Annotated in this window: 15 protein-coding genes; 11 read left to right on the forward strand and 4 right to left on the reverse strand. The window is 60.1% G+C overall.

Annotated features, from left to right (window positions below):
• Positions 1-8: 8 nt before the first annotated feature.
• Positions 9-917 (reverse strand): DMT family transporter, encoded by a 909-nt coding sequence (locus EC86_RS0102380; RefSeq protein WP_232229949.1) that lies wholly within the window; start codon positions 915-917, stop codon positions 9-11.
• Between the two features lie 180 nt (positions 918-1097).
• Between EC86_RS0102380 and EC86_RS0102385 the strand changes: the two genes are divergently transcribed.
• Entirely contained in the window at positions 1098-1334 is a 237-nt protein-coding gene (locus tag EC86_RS0102385; protein WP_029524109.1) for a hypothetical protein, read from the forward strand.
• Positions 1335-1508: 174 nt separating this feature from the next.
• On the opposite strand, the gene EC86_RS0102390 is transcribed toward EC86_RS0102385, so the two are convergent.
• From EC86_RS0102390 to EC86_RS0102400, 3 genes are all read right to left on the reverse strand, one after another.
• Positions 1509-3050 carry a polysaccharide biosynthesis protein gene (locus tag EC86_RS0102390; RefSeq protein ID WP_051675685.1) on the reverse strand — a complete coding sequence of 514 codons (1542 nt, stop codon included), beginning with the start codon at positions 3048-3050 and terminating at the stop codon, positions 1509-1511.
• Positions 3051-3112: 62 nt separating this feature from the next.
• Entirely contained in the window at positions 3113-4243 is a 1131-nt protein-coding gene (moeB, locus tag EC86_RS0102395; RefSeq protein ID WP_036772588.1) for a molybdopterin-synthase adenylyltransferase MoeB, read from the reverse strand.
• Between the two features lie 23 nt (positions 4244-4266).
• Positions 4267-4536, reverse strand: coding sequence for a MoaD/ThiS family protein (locus EC86_RS0102400; RefSeq protein WP_029524112.1), 270 nt, complete (start codon positions 4534-4536; stop codon positions 4267-4269).
• Between the two features lie 531 nt (positions 4537-5067).
• On the opposite strand from EC86_RS0102400, the gene EC86_RS0102405 reads away from it, so the two are divergent.
• The 10 genes from EC86_RS0102405 to infC all read left to right on the forward strand — a co-directional run bounded on the left by EC86_RS0102405 (position 5068) and on the right by infC (position 17449).
• Positions 5068-5862 (forward strand): gamma-glutamyl-gamma-aminobutyrate hydrolase family protein, encoded by a 795-nt coding sequence (locus tag EC86_RS0102405; RefSeq protein ID WP_232229760.1) that lies wholly within the window; start codon positions 5068-5070, stop codon positions 5860-5862.
• Between the two features lie 50 nt (positions 5863-5912).
• Positions 5913-7292 carry a glutamine synthetase family protein gene (locus tag EC86_RS0102410; RefSeq protein WP_156955180.1) on the forward strand — a complete coding sequence of 460 codons (1380 nt, stop codon included), beginning with the start codon at positions 5913-5915 and terminating at the stop codon, positions 7290-7292.
• A gap of 41 nt (positions 7293-7333) precedes the next feature.
• Positions 7334-8731 (forward strand): aspartate aminotransferase family protein, encoded by a 1398-nt coding sequence (locus EC86_RS0102415; protein WP_029524115.1) that lies wholly within the window; start codon positions 7334-7336, stop codon positions 8729-8731.
• A 129-nt stretch (positions 8732-8860) separates the two neighbouring features.
• Entirely contained in the window at positions 8861-10021 is a 1161-nt protein-coding gene (locus EC86_RS0102420; protein WP_029524116.1) for an extracellular solute-binding protein, read from the forward strand.
• A gap of 88 nt (positions 10022-10109) precedes the next feature.
• Positions 10110-11210, forward strand: a complete 1101-nt coding sequence (locus tag EC86_RS0102425; RefSeq protein WP_029524117.1) for an ABC transporter ATP-binding protein — start codon at positions 10110-10112, stop codon at positions 11208-11210.
• A 15-nt stretch (positions 11211-11225) separates the two neighbouring features.
• Positions 11226-12143 carry an ABC transporter permease gene (locus EC86_RS0102430; RefSeq protein WP_029524118.1) on the forward strand — a complete coding sequence of 306 codons (918 nt, stop codon included), beginning with the start codon at positions 11226-11228 and terminating at the stop codon, positions 12141-12143.
• A 7-nt stretch (positions 12144-12150) separates the two neighbouring features.
• Complete coding sequence (locus EC86_RS0102435) at positions 12151-13008, forward strand: ABC transporter permease (protein ID WP_029524119.1); 858 nt, start codon at positions 12151-12153, stop codon at positions 13006-13008.
• A 438-nt stretch (positions 13009-13446) separates the two neighbouring features.
• Positions 13447-14766: an isocitrate lyase gene (aceA, locus tag EC86_RS0102445; protein ID WP_029524120.1), complete on the forward strand. Its 1320-nt coding sequence runs from the start codon at positions 13447-13449 to the stop codon at positions 14764-14766.
• A gap of 102 nt (positions 14767-14868) precedes the next feature.
• Positions 14869-16776 (forward strand): threonine--tRNA ligase, encoded by a 1908-nt coding sequence (gene thrS / locus EC86_RS0102450; RefSeq protein ID WP_029524121.1) that lies wholly within the window; start codon positions 14869-14871, stop codon positions 16774-16776.
• A gap of 85 nt (positions 16777-16861) precedes the next feature.
• Positions 16862-17449, forward strand: coding sequence for a translation initiation factor IF-3 (gene infC, locus EC86_RS0102455; RefSeq protein WP_084181114.1), 588 nt, complete (start codon positions 16862-16864; stop codon positions 17447-17449).
• Positions 17450-17601: the final 152 nt, after the last annotated feature.

Here is a 17601-nt window from a genome sequence, read left to right on the forward strand (position 1 = left end):
GCCGCCATTCACTGCAGCGGCACGGCTTTTGCCTGCTTGGGCTTGCTGCGTGCGGGCAACGTCGCCAGCACCACGCCCACCAGCGCAATCGCAAAGGCGCCGACCTGCGTTGCGTTCAGGCTTTCACCCAACACCCCCACGCCGACGGCCGCCGCGCTGACCGGCAGCATCACGGTGAACACCCCGGCCTGGTTGGCGGGGATGGTTCTCAAGCCGGTCATCCACAGCCACACCGTCCAGACGCTCGCCGCCAGCGAATAGAACACCAGCAGCGCCCAGCTGCCGGGTGCGACACCGGCAAAGTCAAAGCCCCAGGCCATCCACAGCCCGAAAGGCGTGACCAGCGCAAAGCCCCACAGGTTGATCAGCGCCGTGATGCGCTTGGGGCCGAGCACGCCGGTCAGCTTCTTGCCGATCACCGCATACGCCGCCTCGCACAGCACCGCGCCCACCAGCAGCAGATTGCCCAGCCAGGCGTTTTTTAATGCCAAATCGGCCTCTTGCGCAGTGCCCATCTGCGCGGGCAGCTCACTTTTTGAGAGCGAAACCAGGGCGATGCCCAGCACCGCGCAGGCCACGGCAGCCCAGACCCGGCCGCTGATCCGCTCGCGCAAAAAAGCCCAGCTCAGCAGCGCCACCGTGGCCGGGATCGCCGCCATGATGACGCCGGCGGCCACCGCGCTGGTCAGGCTCACGCCGAACAGCATGCAAATCGAGAACAGGAAGTTGCCCAGGAAGGACTCCAGGAACACCAGCCGGCGTGTCTGCGGGCTCATGGGCAGCTCACCGGCCGGTTTCTTCAGCCAGTGCGCCATCGCCAGCCCGCCAATGCCAAAGCGCAGCCAGGCCAGCAGGAATACCGGCAGCGCCGCCACCAGCGGCTTGGACAGGGCGACATAACTGCCGACCAGCGACATGCTCAGCGCCAGGCAGGCATAGGCGGACCAGGGGGAAGCGGGGCGGTGCGGCAAGTTGAAGGCTCCAGGGCGGGGGCGGGCAAGGCTGGGCTTGTCTGCAAGGAATTGAAATGAAGCGGGCCCTGCCAGGACGGCCTGTCCGCGTTATCTTCAATCCAGTTTACCGGAGGGCAATTGCAGATGCTGATTGCAGCCGACGCCCGGCTGGGCCGCCACAGTTATTACAAAGCCAGTGCGCCGTGCGCGCCGCCGCCGCTGCAGGGCAGGGTGGATGCGGATGTGCTGGCGAATGGCGCCGACCTTCAAGCGGCAATTTGGCCGGACGGCGGTGAGGAATCCATGACCCGCAGCATTGCCATCGAGCCGGCCATAACCCGGCCCTTGCGACGCGCGATGACTGACTGCTTTTGCTACTGAATTCATAGTTAAAAATTAGGTTGGATAAGCGTAAAAAGCATATTTCATCCTTTAAACGTAACTACTCGCCTGCACCAAGGCAAGTGGTTAAGATTTTCAGCATCAAATATGACGTTCCCGCACGTATGGCAAGCGTAATCAGCTATGAATTCAGTAGCACGGCCGCCGGGCCTGTCACGCCGTGGTCGTGGCCGAGCCTTCCAGCAAGGCAGACAGCCCGTCCGACTGGGCCGCAAGGCCTGGCAAGAGTGCAAGGGTCTGGTCCACGTCGCGCAGTTTTTGCAGCATTTCGCAGGGCAGCGGGCCGGGCGACTGGTGCAGCTTGTCCAGTACCGCGTCGGTCAGCAGGCGAATGACGAGATTGAAACGCCTGGCCTGGCTGGCCGACGGCCCGGCCCAGTCCGGCGCGGCCCCGCACCAGAGCACGTCGATGAGGCGTGGCAAGGGTGTTGCGGCAAACATGGCGCGCGCCAGGCCGGCCACCGCCTGGACCAGCGCTTCCTTGACCGCCACGACATCGAGCGTGCTGTCGTCCAGCGCCTGCTTGAGCGTTTCCAGTTCAACGATCAATGCGTCTTCGCTGAAAGGCAGCACGCGCGCGCCGACCATGGTGCCGCTGCTGTCTTCAAAGCCGCCGTGCGTTTCGAGCGCATTGACGAGCGGGTGGTAAGGGGTGTCCCGGTCCCAGCAGAACTGGCCACGGAAGAACATTTCGTCATAGCCCTTGGGCACGCCCAGAAAATACAGGGCAGCCGGTTTGCCGCTGCGCTGGATCATGTAGAGCGCCAGTTCAAGCGTGTTCACCGGCCAGCCCAGATCGACGGCGGCCCAGAAGCCATCGGCCGGTGTCTGGTCGGCAAGCGCCAAAGCGTTGACCAGAAGGTGGCCGGCCTGCCGCACATTCTGGATGTTGAAAAAACGGTCCGGGCCGTGCAGGCCGACCAGCCCCCGGGCAATGCCCTCAACAATGTCTTGCGTGACCACGCCGTTTTCCATGACATGCGTGAAACGCGTGCAGCGAAAAAGCGTCGAGCTGCTGCGGCGCGCGGCGGCGGCCCATTGCGCCTCGGCCAGTTTCTTGCTGCCTGTGTAAACATGGTCCGACACGTAGGCAAAGCATTTGCCGGTCGAGGAATAAATCGCGGTTTGCACGCCATGTTTGACGCAGGCGCTGATCACATTGCGCGTGCCAAACACATTCGTTTCAATCGCCTCGCGCACCACCGCCTCGGCCCGCCCGGGCTCGCGGATGCTGGCCAGGTGAAAGACGATGTGCGGCTTGAACCGGGCGAACGCGGCATCGAGCGCGGCGGCGTCCCGGATATCGGCATGGCAGGCCGCCGGGCGCCCGTCAGCGGCTTCACCCGAGGGCACCGCAATGTCCACGATGGCAATTTCGCCCGCGCCCAGCGCTTGCAGCAAAGGAATCAGGTGCGAGCCGACGCAACCGGCACCGCCGGTGATCAGCACGCGCCGGCCTTTGAGCTGCCTTTCGGCGGCTTCGTGGTGCAGGTCTACCGTGCGCTCCATCGCCAGCGTCATGGGGCTCTGTTCGAGCTTTCCATCGGCCATGGCAAGCGCGATCAGGGCCTGGGTGGCCACCTCAAGCTGTTCGGCAATGGCAGGGGTGATGGGCGCGCCGGGAAGGGCCAGGCTGGCAATCTGGCGAACAAGGTCGTCGCTGGCGGTAGTGGAGCAGGCGTCATCAATGGACATGAAGCACCATCCTTTCGGAAAATTCGTTACGGGTTTTGTCAGGGGCGCAGCGCCCCTTTCATTCAGACAAGCTGGACATCACCCTGCCATGCCGCCATTCCCAGTTCAAGGTTGTACAGCCGCAGCGGGTCATAGCCCGCGGCCACCATGGATCTGATGACGCTGTGGCTGCGCATGCCGCTCTGGCAGACCAGCACGATGTCGCGGTCCTTGGGCAGCGGCGTGGCGCCGGGTTCATGCAGCGCGCGTTCCAGTTCCGGCCTGGGCCATCCTATGGCGCCCGGAATCCGCCCCGGCAGCCATTCGGCCGGATTGCGCACATCGACGATGACCAGGTCGTCCTGCGCCTGCAGCCTGGCCTGGAGCGCGCCTGAAGAGATGGACCGGCCGGCCGGCGCGGCGCAGACCATGACGGTTTCCCTGAGCGTGATGTCTTGCGGCGCATGGCTGCAGACCGGGCAGTCGGGGTCCTTGGCGATGTGGACCGTGTTGAAGCTGAGGTCCAGCCCGTCATAGACCAGCATGCGGCCGATCATCGGCGAGCCGATGCCGGTCAACAGCTTGATGGCCTCGGTCGCCTGCAGCGATCCGATCACGCCGGGCAGCACGCCCAGCACGCCAGCCTCGGCGCAATTGGGGGCGAACTCCTGCGGCGGCGGCTCGGGAAACAAGCAGCGGTAGCAGGGACCGGTGCGCGCATCGAAGACGCTGAGCTGGCCGTCGAAGCGCAGCACGCCGCCATAGACGTCAGGCTTGCCGAGCTTCACGCAGGCATCGTTGACCAGGTAGCGGGTCGGGAAATTGTCCGAGCCGTCAATGATCACGTCGTAGCGGGAAATCAGCGCCAGCGCGTTGTCGATGCCGAATCGCACATCGTGACGTTCGATCTGCACGTTGGGGTTGAGGTCGAGCATGCGCGCTTGGGCGCTTTCGTTTTTCAGGCGCCCGAGCACGGCCTGGCCATGCACGATCTGGCGCTGGAGATTGGTTTCCTCGACCACGTCGGCATCCACCATCCCGATTCGCCCGACGCCAGCAGCGGCCAGGTAAAGCGACGCCGGGCTGCCCAGGCCGCCCAGGCCGACCAGCAGCACGCTGCCTGCCTTGAGGCGCCGCTGCGCCTCGATGCCGAACTCGGGCAGGATGATCTGGCGGTTGAAGCGCCGGAGCTCGCTGCTGGTGAGTTCCGGCAACGTGTCAGGATGAAGGTGCGTGCTCATCCTCCGGCAACGCTCGCAATGATCTGGACTTCATCGGCATCGGTGACCGATGTCTGCAAGCCATCGAGAAGCCGGATGTCCTGGCCGTTCTTGCAGACGACGATGAACTTGCGCAAGGCCTGGCCGCTGAACAGGTGGTTGCGAAGCTCGCCAGAGTCCTCGGAGAAACGCCTGAGCGCTTCTTCGATCGAACCGACCGAAAGGGTGATGCGGCTTTGCTGGTTGGTGTACCGGCGCAGCGAACTGGGTACCATTAAAACTGCCATGTATAAAACGTCCTGATAAGGTGAAGTTCAGTTTCAAGGCGCAGCCTATTGACATTTAAGGCGTGCGGCTATTGATCAAATCTGATGAAGAAAATGGTAAGTCGATAGTTTTGATGCCGCAACCCCCCAAACGGACCAATCAAAAGACGCCAATCGAATGGCGAAAACCCGCAAAATAAGTTACTAGGCACGCTTGGGTGACGCAGGGTATTTCAATGGTTGTGCTGACCGGCCCTTGGTGCTGTCGATGAGACAGACGGCCAGCCAGGGTGACACTTCAACGCTGGCGCGCTTGAACCGGACACGCAAACCGATCCCGTGAAATGCGTTTGCAATTAAAAAAGATAGCAGCTTGTGCCCGCGCATCAAGCGGATAAGCCTGGTTTGGCTTAATAATCTGCTTTCCGGTGAAAAATTTCATCATGGATCAAGCGCGCCAGCAGCGGCGGCGCAGCCTCATGTTGGGCTGGTTACACTGGCTGGAACCCCTCAAAACCAATGCACTCCATGCGGCCAACCCCGTCGATTCCTTTGCAACCGTTTCTCCAGCCGCTGGTCTGGCTGCCGGCCGACCATCGGCTTCTGGGTGAGGAGGGGCACCAGTCGCCGTTCCTGGTGCTGGGCGATAAATATGCCCGCGCCCTCAAGCAATGCGCCGGCGCCCAGCCGGTGCTGTTTCCGCTGGCCGATATGGCCCAGATACCGGCGCTCCTGGGGCTGGTCGATGGCGTCATGCTGACCGGCTCGCCGTCGAACGTCCATCCCTCCCATTTTGGCCAGGACGTGCTCGATGCCTGCCTGCCGCTGGACCTGCAGCGCGATGCGCTCACGCTGGCGCTGGTGCGGGCCTGCCGTGAGTCCGGTGTGCCGCTGCTGGGCATCTGCCGGGGGTTCCAGGAAATCAACGTGGCGCTGGGCGGCTCGCTGGAGCAGAGCGTGCATGAGCGGGCAGGGCATTTTGATCACCGCGACCCCGAGGGCGTCAGCCTGGACCAGGCCTACGGGCCGGCGCACGAGGTCTCTTTTGCGCCGGGCTGCGCCTTTGCGCAATGGGCTGGCGGCGACACGGCCCAGGTCAATTCGCTGCATGGCCAGGGCATTGCACGGCTGGCCCACGGGCTGCGGGCGCTGGGCCATTCGTCCGACGGCCTGGTCGAGGCGTTCGAAATCGAGGGCGCCGCCGCGTTTGCCTATGCGGTGCAATGGCATCCCGAGTGGAACTGCCAGGAAAACACCTTTTACCGTGCCATTTTTGCGGCCTTTGGCCAGGCCTGCGCGCGCAGCCATGCTGGGCGCAAAACAAAAGAGGCCATCGCCACCGTCTGAATTCAAGTCAACCCCATCCACCGACATGCGTCGATCACAGGAGCGCCCCCATGAGTTTGAACATGAGCATGAGCAAGGCAACGACTTTCACGGAACTTGAAAACTGGATGAACGAGCGCAGGATCACCGAAGTGGAATGCCTGGTGCCCGACCTGACCGGCGTGGCCCGGGGAAAGATCCTGCCGCGCGGCAAGTTCACCGAGGACCGGGGCATGCGCCTGCCCGAAGCGGTGGTGGCCATGGGCGTGACCGGCGAGTTTCCGGAAAGCGGTCCTTATTACGATGTCATCAGCCCGACCGACAAGGACATGCACCTGCGGCCCGACCCTTCCACGGCGCGGATCGTTCCGTGGGCGTCGAGCCCGACGGCGCAGGTCATCCACGACTGCTTCGATCCGGCCGGCAAGCTGGTGCCGTTCGCGCCCCGAAGCGTGCTGCGCCGGGTCTGCGAGCTGTATGACGCAGAGGGCCTGGTGCCGGTGGTGGCGCCCGAGCTGGAGTTCTATCTGGTGGCCCGCAACACCGACCCGAACACGCTGCTGCGCCCGCCGATTGGCCGCAGCGGACGCGCCGAAACCTCGCGCCAGGCCTACAGCATTGACGCGGTGAACGAGTTCGACCCGCTGTTCGAGGACATCTACGACTACTGCGAGAAGATGGAGCTGAACGTGGACACCTTGATCCACGAGGTTGGCGCCGGGCAGATGGAAATCAATTTTTTCCATGCCCATCCGCTGGGGCTGGCCGACGAGGTGTTTTTGTTCAAGCGCACGGTGCGTGAAGCGGCGCTGCGCCACAACATGTACGCCACCTTCATGGCCAAGCCGATTGCAGCCGAGCCCGGCAGCGCCATGCATGTGCACCAGAGCATTTTGAACAAGGAAACAGGCTTGAACATCTTCAGCAACAAGGACGGCAGCGAGTCGGAGGCGTTCTTTCACTACATCGGCGGGCTGCAGCGCTACATTCCGGCGGCCATGGCGCTGGTGGCGCCGTATGTCAACAGCTACCGGCGCCTGTCGCGCGACACGGCCGCGCCGATCAACATCGCCTGGGGGCACGACAACCGCACCGTCGGCATTCGTTCGCCAATCGCCACGCCGCAGGCGCGCCGGGTCGAAAACCGGGTGATCGGCGCCGACGCCAATCCCTACATCGCCCTGGCCATGACGCTGGCCTGCGGCTACCTGGGCATCAAGAACAAGATCAAGCCCAAGCCCGAGATGAAGGGCGACGCCTACCTGTCGCCGTATTCGCTGCCGCGCAGCCTGGGGGAGGCGCTGGACTGGCTGCGCCGTGAATCGGACCTGCATGAAGTGCTGGGCCGCGAATTTGTCACGGTGTATTCCGAAATCAAGGAAATGGAGTTCGCCGAGTTCATGAAAGTGATTTCTCCCTGGGAGCGCGAGCACCTGCTGCTGCTGGTGTGAAGCGCCGCCCGACCCGATCCACCGCAACCAAGAGCCGCAGCATGAAGACCCCCATCGACACCGAACAGATCCAGGCCCTGGACCGCGCACATTTCCTGCATCCCTTCACCGACTTTCAGGACCTGGCGGCGCGCGGCGCGCGGGTCATCACCCGGGCCGAGAACATCTATGTCTGGGATTCCGAGGGCCACAAGATACTGGACGCCATGAGCGGCCTGTGGTGCGTCAATGTCGGCTACGGGCGCGAGGAACTGGCCAGCGCCGCCTACCGGCAGATGATGACGCTGCCCTACTACAACAGCTTTTTCCAGACCACCAATGTGCCGGCGGTGCAGCTGGCGGCCCGGCTGGCGGCGCTGGCGCCCGAGGTGGGCGGGCGCAGTTTCAAGCATGTGTTTTATTCCAGCAGCGGCTCCGAGAGCAACGACTCGAACGTGCGCATGGTGCGCCGCTACTGGGATTTGTTGGGCCAGCCAGAGCGCAAAGTCATCATCGGCCGGATCAACGGCTACCACGGCAGCACCATGGCCGGGGCATCGCTGGGCGGCATGAGCGGCATGCATGCGCAGGGCGACTTGCCGATTCCCAACATCACGCACATCGAACAGCCGTATTTTTACGAACTGGGCCGGCCGGGCGAGACGCCGGATGAATTCGGCCTGCGCGCAGCCGGCTGGCTGGAAGAAAAAATCCTGGCGCTGGGCGCGGACAAGGTGGCGGCTTTCATCGCCGAGCCGGTGCAGGGCGCGGGCGGCGTGATCATCGCGCCCGACAGCTACTGGCCCGAGATCCAGCGCATTGTTGACAAATACGGCATCTTGCTGATCAGCGACGAGGTGATCTGCGCCTTTGGCCGGGTAGGGCACTGGTTCGCCTACGAAAAATTCGGCTACCGGCCCGACCTGGTGACCTTCGCCAAGGGCGTGACCAGCGGCTACATCCCGCTGGGCGGCGTGATGGTCGGCGACCGGGTGGCCCGGGTGCTGATCGAGCAGGGCGGCGAATTCAACCACGGCTACACCTACAGCGGCCATCCGGTCGCCTGTGCCGTGGCCCTGGCCAACCTGGACCTGATGGAAAAGGAAAACCTGCCCGGGCGCGTGAAGGACGACATCGGCCCTTACCTGGCCAAACGCTTTGCCGAACTGGGAGAGCACCCGCTGGTGGGGCTGGCCGAGACCTGCGGCTTCATGGCCGCTCTGGTGCTGACCAAAAACAAGGCCACACATGAAGCCTTCATGCCCGAGCTGGGTGTGGGAATGCTGTGCCGCAGCCACTGCTTCCGGCTGGGGCTCATCATGCGCGCCGTGGGCGACCGCATGATCATCGCGCCACCGCTGGTCATGACGCATGCGCAGATCGACGAGATGATCGCACTGATTCGAAGTTGCCTGGACGCTACTTTGGCCGATTTGCAGGCTGCCGGTCAGCTGGATTGAATAGAATAATTGTTGCAATTTTCCGCAGGCTGCCTGGTCCGGATATTGCATCGTCAACGGGGCGTGTTCTGGCCATTTTTCGCCACGGCGCCACGTTAATTCTTACCTTTCTCCGGAGTCGTTCGCACCATGAAAAAACTTGTACTGGTTACGGCCATGTCGGCAATCTTGCTGGCTGCCTGTGGCAAAAAAGAGGCGCCCGTGGCGGTGGCTCCTGCGCCAGCGCCCGTGGCATCGGCCCCCGCGCTACCGGTCAATGCCGAAGAGAAGGTGCTCAACATCTACAACTGGCCCGACTACATTCCCGAAGGCATGATTGCCGCCTTTGAAAAGGAAACCGGCATCAAGGTCAACTACGACACTTTCGAGACCAATGAAGCCCTGCATGCCAAGCTGGTCGCGGGCAACACGGGTTACGACATCGTGGTGCCCGGCACGGTGTTCGCCAAGCCCCAGATCGCTGGCGGGCTGCTCCAGCCGCTGGACAAGTCCAAGGTTCCGAACCTGCCCAATCTGGAGCCGGCCATCATGAACACCCTGACCAAGGCCGACCCGGACAACAAGTATCTGGTGCCGTGGGCCTGGGGCTTCACCACCGTTGGCATCAACAAGACCAAGGTGGACAAGGCGCTGGCCGGCATGGCCATGCCTGAAAACGCCTGGGACCTGGTGTTCGATCCGAAATACACAGCCAAGCTCAAGTCCTGCGGCATTGCCTATCTGGACTCGCCCACCGAAATCATCCCGGCGGCGCTGCACTACATCGGCAAGGACGCCTATTCGAACGATCCGGCCGACTACAAGGCGGCCGCCGACATGCTGTTCAAGGTTCGCAAGGATGTGCGCCTGTTCAGCGCCACCATGATCGACGACGTGGCTGGCGGCAAGGCCTGCGCGGTCATCGGCTGGTCGGGCGACATCAACATTGCCGCTGGCCGGGCCAGGGAAAACGGCTCCAAGGAGGTCATTGAGGCGCTGTTGCCCAGCACGGGCGCGCTGATTTTTGCCGACACGATGGCCCTGACCAAGGATGCCAAGCACCCCAACAATGCCCATGCGTTCATCGATTTCTACCTGCGGCCCGAAAACGCCGCGTCGGTGACCAACACCATGAGCTACCCGACGGCCAACAAGGCGGCTATTCCCCAGGTCAAGCCTGAAATTTCCGGCAACAAGACCATCTTTGTCGAGCCTGCCTACTTCAGCAAGATGATTCCCCCGAACAGCTTCACCAACGAGGCCCGGGAAGCCATGGCGAATGCATACAACAGCGTCAAAAAAGGCAAGTAACTTCCTGTCTTGAGCGACTTCGGGCTGTTTGTACCCACGGTATGAACAGCCCTTTTGATTTCCGAAATACCAAGGCAAGGATGTATGCATGGCTGAAAAGGATGGGACAGAGGGCTACCTGGTCACCGAGAAACTGGTCAAGCGCTTTGACGAAGCCGTGGCAGTGGACGAAGTGTCGCTGTCGGTGAACCGTGGCGAGATTTTTGCGCTGCTGGGCAGTTCGGGCTGCGGCAAATCCACCTTGCTGCGCATGTTGGCGGGTTTCGAAAAGCCCAGTTCCGGCCGTATTTTGCTGGGCGGGCAGGACGTGGCCAGCCTGCAGCCTTACGAGCGCCCGATCAACATGATGTTCCAGTCTTATGCGCTGTTTCCGCACCTCGACATCTGGGAAAACGTCGCTTTTGGCTTGAAGCGGGAAAGCCTGCCCAAGGCCCAGATCCAGCAGCGCGTCGGCGAAATGCTTGACCTGGTGCAGCTTGGCCCCTATGCCAAACGCAAGCCGCACCAGCTTTCCGGCGGCCAGCAGCAGCGGGTGGCGCTAGCCCGAAGCCTGGCCAAGCGGCCCAAGCTGTTGCTGCTCGATGAACCGCTGGGCGCGCTGGACAAGAAACTGCGCGAGCAGACCCAGTTCGAACTGGTCAACATCATCGAAAAAGTTGGCGTGACCTGCGTGATGGTGACCCACGACCAGGAAGAAGCCATGACCATGGCGGGCCGCATCGCGGTGATGAGCAAGGGCCGGGTGTTGCAGGTGGGCACGCCCGAGGAGGTGTACGAACATCCGGCGAACCGCTTCGTGGCGGACTTCATCGGCAACGTCAACATGTTCGAAGGCCGGCTCAGCGTGGACGAGATAGACCGCTGCGCCGCCGTGACCGCCATCGGTGAAATCCAGGTCGGCCACGGGGTGAGCGGCACGCTGAACATGCCGCTGGCGATTGCCGTGCGGCCCGAGAAAATCGAGATCAGCAAAGAGCGCCCGCCAGCAGACCGCAATGTCTTCACCGGCAAGGTCCAGGAAATCGCCTACTTCGGCTCCTACAACACCTACATCGTGGTGGCCGGCGACGGCTCCCGGGTCCGGATCACCGAAGCCAACACCTCGCGGCAGGACCTGAGCAACATCACCTGGGAAGACAAGGTCTTTTTCTGGTGGGACGACCGTGCCGGCATTGTCCTGCGCGATTGACGGAGCAAAAACGCCATGGCCGCTTCCACCTTTCCCATGCCGGGCAAACGCTTCGTGATCGGCGTGCCTTATCTCTGGCTGATCGTGTTTTTCCTGTTGCCCTTCCTGATCCTGCTGTACATCAGCTTTGTCGACATGGGCAACGACATCAATCCGTTCAAGCCGATCTGGGACGCGCAAACCGGCCTGCTCAAGCTCAAGTACGAGAACTACGGGTCGATTTTTCGCAGCAGCGAAGGCGGCGCGCTGTTCCAGACGATCTACGTCGAGGCTTATGTGCGCTCGCTCTGGTATGCGCTGTGTACCGCCGTGCTGTGCCTGGCGGTCGGCTATCCATTCGCCTATTTCATTGCGCGCTCGCCGGCCAGCGTTCGGCCCGCGCTGTTGATGATGGTGATGCTGCCGTTCTGGACCTCGTTCCTGCTGCGCGTCTATGCCTGGAAAGGCATCCTGGCCGACCAGGGCGTGCTGAACCGGGCGCTGATGGCGCTAGGATTCACGGCCGAGCCCCTGCAACTCCTGTACACCGATGTGTCCATGCTGGTGGGCATGACCTATGTCTACCTGCCCTTCATGGTGCTGCCGCTCTACGCCAACCTGGTGAAGATGGATTTTCGCCTGCTCGAAGCCGCGCATGATTTGGGCGCTTCGCCCTTCAAGGCTTTCTGGCTGGTCACCGTGCCGCTGTCGCGGGCCGGCATCATCGCCGGCTTCATGCTGGTGTTCATTCCATGCGTGGGGGAATTCGTGATTCCCTCGCTTCTGGGCGGTCCGGAAAACATCATGATCGGACGCGTGGTCTGGGATGAAATGTTCACCAGCAACAACTGGCCCCGGGCGACGGCGCTGGCAGTCGTCATGATCGGACTGATCGTCGTGCCGCTGGCGATTTACTACCACTACACCGGCGATGCCGCCGAGCCACGAAAGTAGCCTGGCCATGAAAAACATGCTTGAAAAGCATTTCGGCAAGCTGTGGATGGCGCTTAGCTACCTGTTCTTGTACCTGCCGCTGATTTTCATGGTCGTCTTTTCGTTCAACAGCACCCGCCAGGATGCGGAATTCACCGGTTTTTCGCTGCGCTGGTATGACGCCTTGACGCGCGACACCAAAATCGTGGATGGTTTTTGGCTGTCGCTGAAAATCGCCACGGTGTCCGGCCTGCTGTCTGCCACGCTGGGCACGTTTTGCGCCTTTGTACTGGTGCGCTACCGCCGCTTTCCTGGCCGAACCGCTTTCTCTGGCATGGTCAACGCGCCACTGGTCATGCCGGAAGTGGTCATTGGCCTGTCGCTGCTGCTGCTGATGGTCGGCGCGCAAAATTTTTTGGGCTGGCCGCAGCGCGGCATGCTGACCATCATCCTGGGCCATACGCTCCTGGGCATGGCGTACGCCATGGTGGTCGTCCAGTCAAGGCTGCTGGAGATGAACCGCTCGATCGAGGAAGCCGCCATGGACCTGGGCGCCAGGCCGCACCAGGTGTTTTTCCTGATCACGCTGCCCAACATCTTCCAGGCCATCCTCGCTGCTTTCCTGCTGTCCTTCACCCTGTCATTCGATGACGTGGTGATTGCTGAATTCCTCTCGGGCCCGGGCGTGAACACGCTGCCGCAGGTGATCTTTGGCTATGCGCGGCGCGGCATCAACCCGACCATCTATGCTGCGGCGACCTTGCTGATTGCAGCGGTGACCATCGTCATCGTCAGTTACAGCGTCTGGGTAGCGCGGCAAACCCGACAGCGGGAACGTGAGATTTCAGCGGCAACCCGCACGGAACTGAGGGCGTCAGTCAAGTAGTGCGCATTCGTTTGAAGCGGCGAACAAATTTTAAGCATCAAATATGCCATTTTCGCACGGCTGGTATGCGTATTAAGCTATAAATATAGTAGCAAAAAATTGTCAAGTGTCTGGAGGTCGCGTGATGCAGGGGCAGGGTGCTTTCGTTCTACGTATTACGTGATTCACCCATCACCTGATCACGTTGGAATAAAAGGCGGCAGGTTTGGCTGAAATTTTCACAAGTCAGTAATTTTTACCACGATATGAAATAAGAGGAAAATTTTATCCTTCTGCAGGATGCGCAATAAGAAAGTTGTTTCCATATTGTGAAAAATTCACCTAAGTAATTGATTCTTATAAATAAATTTAGTCTTATATAAGACATAAGAGATGAATGCAGTCTTGTAGAAGACTTAAAATAGAGCCACTTTCTTTTCACCACTAACGGAGTTCACCATGCCACAAACCCTCACGGAACAGCTTAGCCGCAGCCAGCAGATCGAAGCCCTTGAAAAAGACTGGGCCACCAACCCCCGCTGGAAAGGCATCAAGCGCGGCTACAGTGCCGCCGACGTGGTCCGTTTGCGCGGATCCTTCCCGATAGAGCACACGCTGGCTCGCCGCGGTGCTGAAAAGCTCTGGGGCCTGGTCAACAATGAGCCTTACGTGAACTGCCTCGGCGCCCTGACCGGCGGCCAGGCCATGCAGCAGGTCAAGGCTGGCGTCAAGGCCATCTACCTGTCGGGCTGGCAAGTCGCCGCTGACAACAACGGTTATGCCGCGATGTACCCCGACCAGTCTTTGTACCCGGTGGACTCGGTGCCAAAAGTCGTTGAGCGCATCAACAACACCTTCCGCCGCGCCGACGAAATCCAGCACTCCAAAGGCATTGACGCCGGCGACGCAGGCTACATCGACAACTTCGCGCCCATCGTGGCCGATGCCGAAGCCGGTTTCGGCGGCGTGCTGAACGCGTTTGAACTGATGAAGGCCATGATCAGTTCCGGCGCGGCCGGCGTTCACTTTGAAGACCAGCTGGCTTCCGTCAAGAAATGCGGCCACATGGGCGGCAAGGTCCTGGTGCCTACGGCTGAAGCCTGCCAAAAACTGATCGCTGCCCGCATGGCCGCCGACGTTTGCGGCGTGCCTACCCTGGTGATTGCCCGTACCGATGCCGAAGCGGCCGACTTGCTGACCAGCGACTACGACGAGAACGACAAGCCTTTCATCACCGGTGAACGCACCGCTGAAGGTTTCTACAAGACCAAAAAAGGCATGGACCAGGCGATCTCGCGCGCTGTTGCCTATGCCCATTACGCTGACCTGGTGTGGTGCGAAACCGGTACGCCTGACCTCGAATTTGCCAAGAAATTCGCTGATGCCGTGCATGCAGTCCATCCCGGCAAGATGCTGGCTTACAACTGCTCGCCATCGTTCAACTGGAAGAAAAACCTCGACGACGCAACCATTGCCAAGTTCCAGAAAGAACTCGGCGCCATGGGCTACAAGTACCAGTTCATCACGCTGGCTGGCATCCACTCCATGTGGTACAACATGTTCGACTTGGCCCAGGACTACGTGGCACGCGGCATGACGGCATACATCGAAAAGGTGCAGGAGCCAGAATTTGCTGCCCGCGGCCGTGGCTACACCTTCGTGTCGCACCAGCAGGAAGTCGGCACCGGCTACTTCGACGAAGTGACCACCGTCATCCAGGGCGGCAAGTCCAGCGTGACCGCGCTGACAGGTTCGACCGAAGAAGAGCAGTTCCACTGACCAAACCGCAAGCCGGTGCGGCGTAAAATTACGCCATCCCGGCTTTCTGTTTTTTTTCCAAGCGCGGCTCGTCCGCGCTTTTTTATTTTTGCATTCGACACCATGATTCAAATCACACTTCCCGACAATTCCAAACGCGAATATTCCCAGGCGGTCACGGTGGCAGAAGTTGCTGCGTCTATCGGCACTGGCCTGGCCAAGGCAGCACTGGGCGGAAAAGTTGATGGCAAACTGGTCGATACCAGTTTCCTTGTCAGCCAGGACAGTGCGGTTTCCATCATCACGGCCAAGGATGCGGATGGCCTGGAGCTGATCCGCCACAGCGCAGCCCACCTGATGGCCTATGCCGTGAAGGAATTGTTCCCGGAAGTGCAGGTCACCATCGGACCCGTGATTGAAAACGGATTTTTCTACGATTTTTCCTACAAGCGGCCCTTCACGCCGGAAGACCTCGTCGCCATTGAAAAGCGCATGACCGAACTGGTCGCCAAGGATGAACCCGTCACGCGCCGCGTCCTGCCGCGTGATGAGGCCGTTGCGCATTTCAAGAGCATCGGCGAGCATTACAAGGCCGAGATCATCGCCAGCATCCCTGCCAATGAAGACGTGTCGCTGTACCGCGAAGGCGCGTTTGAAGATTTGTGCCGAGGCCCCCATGTTCCCAGCACTGGCAAGCTGAAGTTTTTCAAGCTCATGAAGGTAGCGGGCGCCTACTGGCGCGGTGACCACCACAATGAGATGCTGCAGCGCATCTACGGCACCGCCTGGGCCACCAAGGACGAGTTGCAACAGTATTTGACGATGCTTGAAGAGTCCGACAAACGCGACCACCGCAAGCTCGGCAAGGAGTTGGATCTGTTTCACATCGACGACCATGCGCCGGGTCTGGTTTTCTGGCATCCCAAGGGCTGGACGGTCTGGCAGGGCGTCGAGCAATACATGCGCAAGGTCTACCAGGACAACGGCTACCAAGAGGTTAAAGGCCCGCAACTGCTGGAAAAAACGCTCTGGGAAAAAACCGGCCATTGGGACAAGTACCGCGACAATATGTTCACGACCGAGAGTGAAAAGCGTGATTTCGCTCTCAAGCCGATGAACTGTCCCGGTCACATTCTCATATTCAAGCAAGGCATCAAGAGCTATCGAGATTTGCCGCTGCGCTACGGCGAATTCGGCCAGTGCCACCGCAACGAGCCGACAGGCGGCCTGCACGGCATCATGCGCGTGCGTGGCTTTACCCAGGATGACGGCCATATTTTCTGCACCGAAGAGCAGATTTTGAAAGAGTGCGTTGACTACACCACGCTGCTGCAAAAGGTCTACACAGACTTCGGCTTTAAAAACATCATTTATAAAGTGGCCACACGGCCTGAAGCCCGCATTGGCTCCGATGAAAGCTGGGACAAGGCCGAGCACGCGCTGATCGAAAGCCTGCGCGCATCAAACTGCGAATTCGAGATTTCCCCAGGCGAGGGCGCGTTTTATGGTCCAAAAATTGAATACACGCTAAAAGATGCCATTGGCCGACAGTGGCAGTGTGGAACGATCCAGGTCGATTTCTCGATGCCTGAGCGGCTGGATGCGGAGTATGTGGGCGAAGATGGCGCGCGCCATCGTCCCGTGATGCTGCACCGCGCCATTGTGGGAAGCCTGGAGCGATTCATTGGAATTTTGATCGAGGAACACGCCGGTGCATTGCCCACTTGGCTCGCACCAGAGCAGGTTTCTGTGCTGACCATCACCGATTCTCAGGCTGATTACGCCAGAAGAGTTGCTAAAACGCTGCAGAATCAAGGGCTTAGGGTCAACCTTGATCTGCGTAATGAGAAAATAACGTATAAAATACGTGAGCACTCATTGCAAAAGCTCCCATTCATCCTCGTCGTAGGTGATAAAGAAATGGCAGCAGGCGCAGTTTCAGTGCGTGCCCGGGGTAACAAAGACCTTGGCGTGATGTCTCTCGAAGCTTTTTCCAATCGAATTGCTTCGGACATCGCACAAAAAGCCTGATGAATCTATGAACATGGTGAAATTAGGCTGCCTTCCTTGAAGGACGGGCGCAAGCAGCTATAGCTTTTATAGCAAATATTGAAGGATTCGCACCATCGCTACAGAATTTCGTGACCGCCGTCACCGTGAAGAACGCAAGCATCGCTTGAACCGTGAAATCATGGCCCCTGAAGTACGCCTTACCGGGCCGGACAATGAGCCTCTTGGCGTTGTCAGTCTTATGGAAGCGTTGCGTCTGGCTGGTGAAGCGGATGTGGATTTGGTTGAAATCTCGCCAACGGCCATGCCGCCTGTCTGTAGGCTTATGGATTACGGAAAATTCAAGTATGCCGAGCAGAAAAAAGCTGCAGAGGCGAAATCCAAGCAAAAGGTAATTGAGGTCAAGGAAGTCAAGTTCCGCCCTGGTACTGATGACGGTGACTACAACATCAAGCTACGCAATATCAAGCGTTTTCTGGATGATGGCGACAAGTGCAAGATTACGCTGCGCTTTCGTGGCCGGGAAATTACGCATCAGGAGTTGGGATTGGCGTTGCTGGCGCGGATTCGTGATGAGTTGGCGGACTTGATTTTGGTGGAGCAGTTTCCAAAGCTTGAAGGTCGGCAGATGGTCATGATGATCGCACCAGGCCGCAAGAAAGTTGCTTCAAAAGCATCAGCAGAAGTCGCGTGAGCCTTTCCTCTTAAGGCTGGGCTGTCTGCCTTTGTAGAAATGACCTGACGGTTTTTCCAGCAAATAATAAAGGTGCATCTAAACAGTGTTCCAGGAAACTCTGGCGTTAAGCCGGACTTCTGAAAGTAACGTCGTAAAAGCCGTTGCGCCAA

Source organism: Polaromonas glacialis (assembly GCF_000709345.1).
Taxonomy (GTDB): domain Bacteria; phylum Pseudomonadota; class Gammaproteobacteria; order Burkholderiales; family Burkholderiaceae_C; genus Polaromonas; species Polaromonas glacialis.

Bases quoted from the DNA above. Each gene is read 5' to 3' on its own strand.
- EC86_RS0102380 (WP_232229949.1), bottom strand. From the start codon at position 917: ATGTCGCTGGTCGGCAGTTATGTCGCCCTGTCCAAGCCGCTGGTGGCG.
- EC86_RS0102385 (WP_029524109.1), top strand. From the start codon at position 1,098: ATGCTGATTGCAGCCGACGCCCGGCTGGGCCGCCACAGTTATTACAAA.
- EC86_RS0102390 (WP_051675685.1), bottom strand. From the start codon at position 3,050: ATGTCCATTGATGACGCCTGCTCCACTACCGCCAGCGACGACCTTGTT.
- EC86_RS0102400 (WP_029524112.1), bottom strand. From the start codon at position 4,536: ATGGCAGTTTTAATGGTACCCAGTTCGCTGCGCCGGTACACCAACCAG.
- EC86_RS0102410 (WP_156955180.1), top strand. From the start codon at position 5,913: ATGAGTTTGAACATGAGCATGAGCAAGGCAACGACTTTCACGGAACTT.
- EC86_RS0102415 (WP_029524115.1), top strand. From the start codon at position 7,334: ATGAAGACCCCCATCGACACCGAACAGATCCAGGCCCTGGACCGCGCA.
- EC86_RS0102420 (WP_029524116.1), top strand. From the start codon at position 8,861: ATGAAAAAACTTGTACTGGTTACGGCCATGTCGGCAATCTTGCTGGCT.
- EC86_RS0102425 (WP_029524117.1), top strand. From the start codon at position 10,110: ATGGCTGAAAAGGATGGGACAGAGGGCTACCTGGTCACCGAGAAACTG.
- EC86_RS0102430 (WP_029524118.1), top strand. From the start codon at position 11,226: ATGGCCGCTTCCACCTTTCCCATGCCGGGCAAACGCTTCGTGATCGGC.
- EC86_RS0102435 (WP_029524119.1), top strand. From the start codon at position 12,151: ATGAAAAACATGCTTGAAAAGCATTTCGGCAAGCTGTGGATGGCGCTT.
- aceA (WP_029524120.1), top strand. From the start codon at position 13,447: ATGCCACAAACCCTCACGGAACAGCTTAGCCGCAGCCAGCAGATCGAA.
- thrS (WP_029524121.1), top strand. From the start codon at position 14,869: ATGATTCAAATCACACTTCCCGACAATTCCAAACGCGAATATTCCCAG.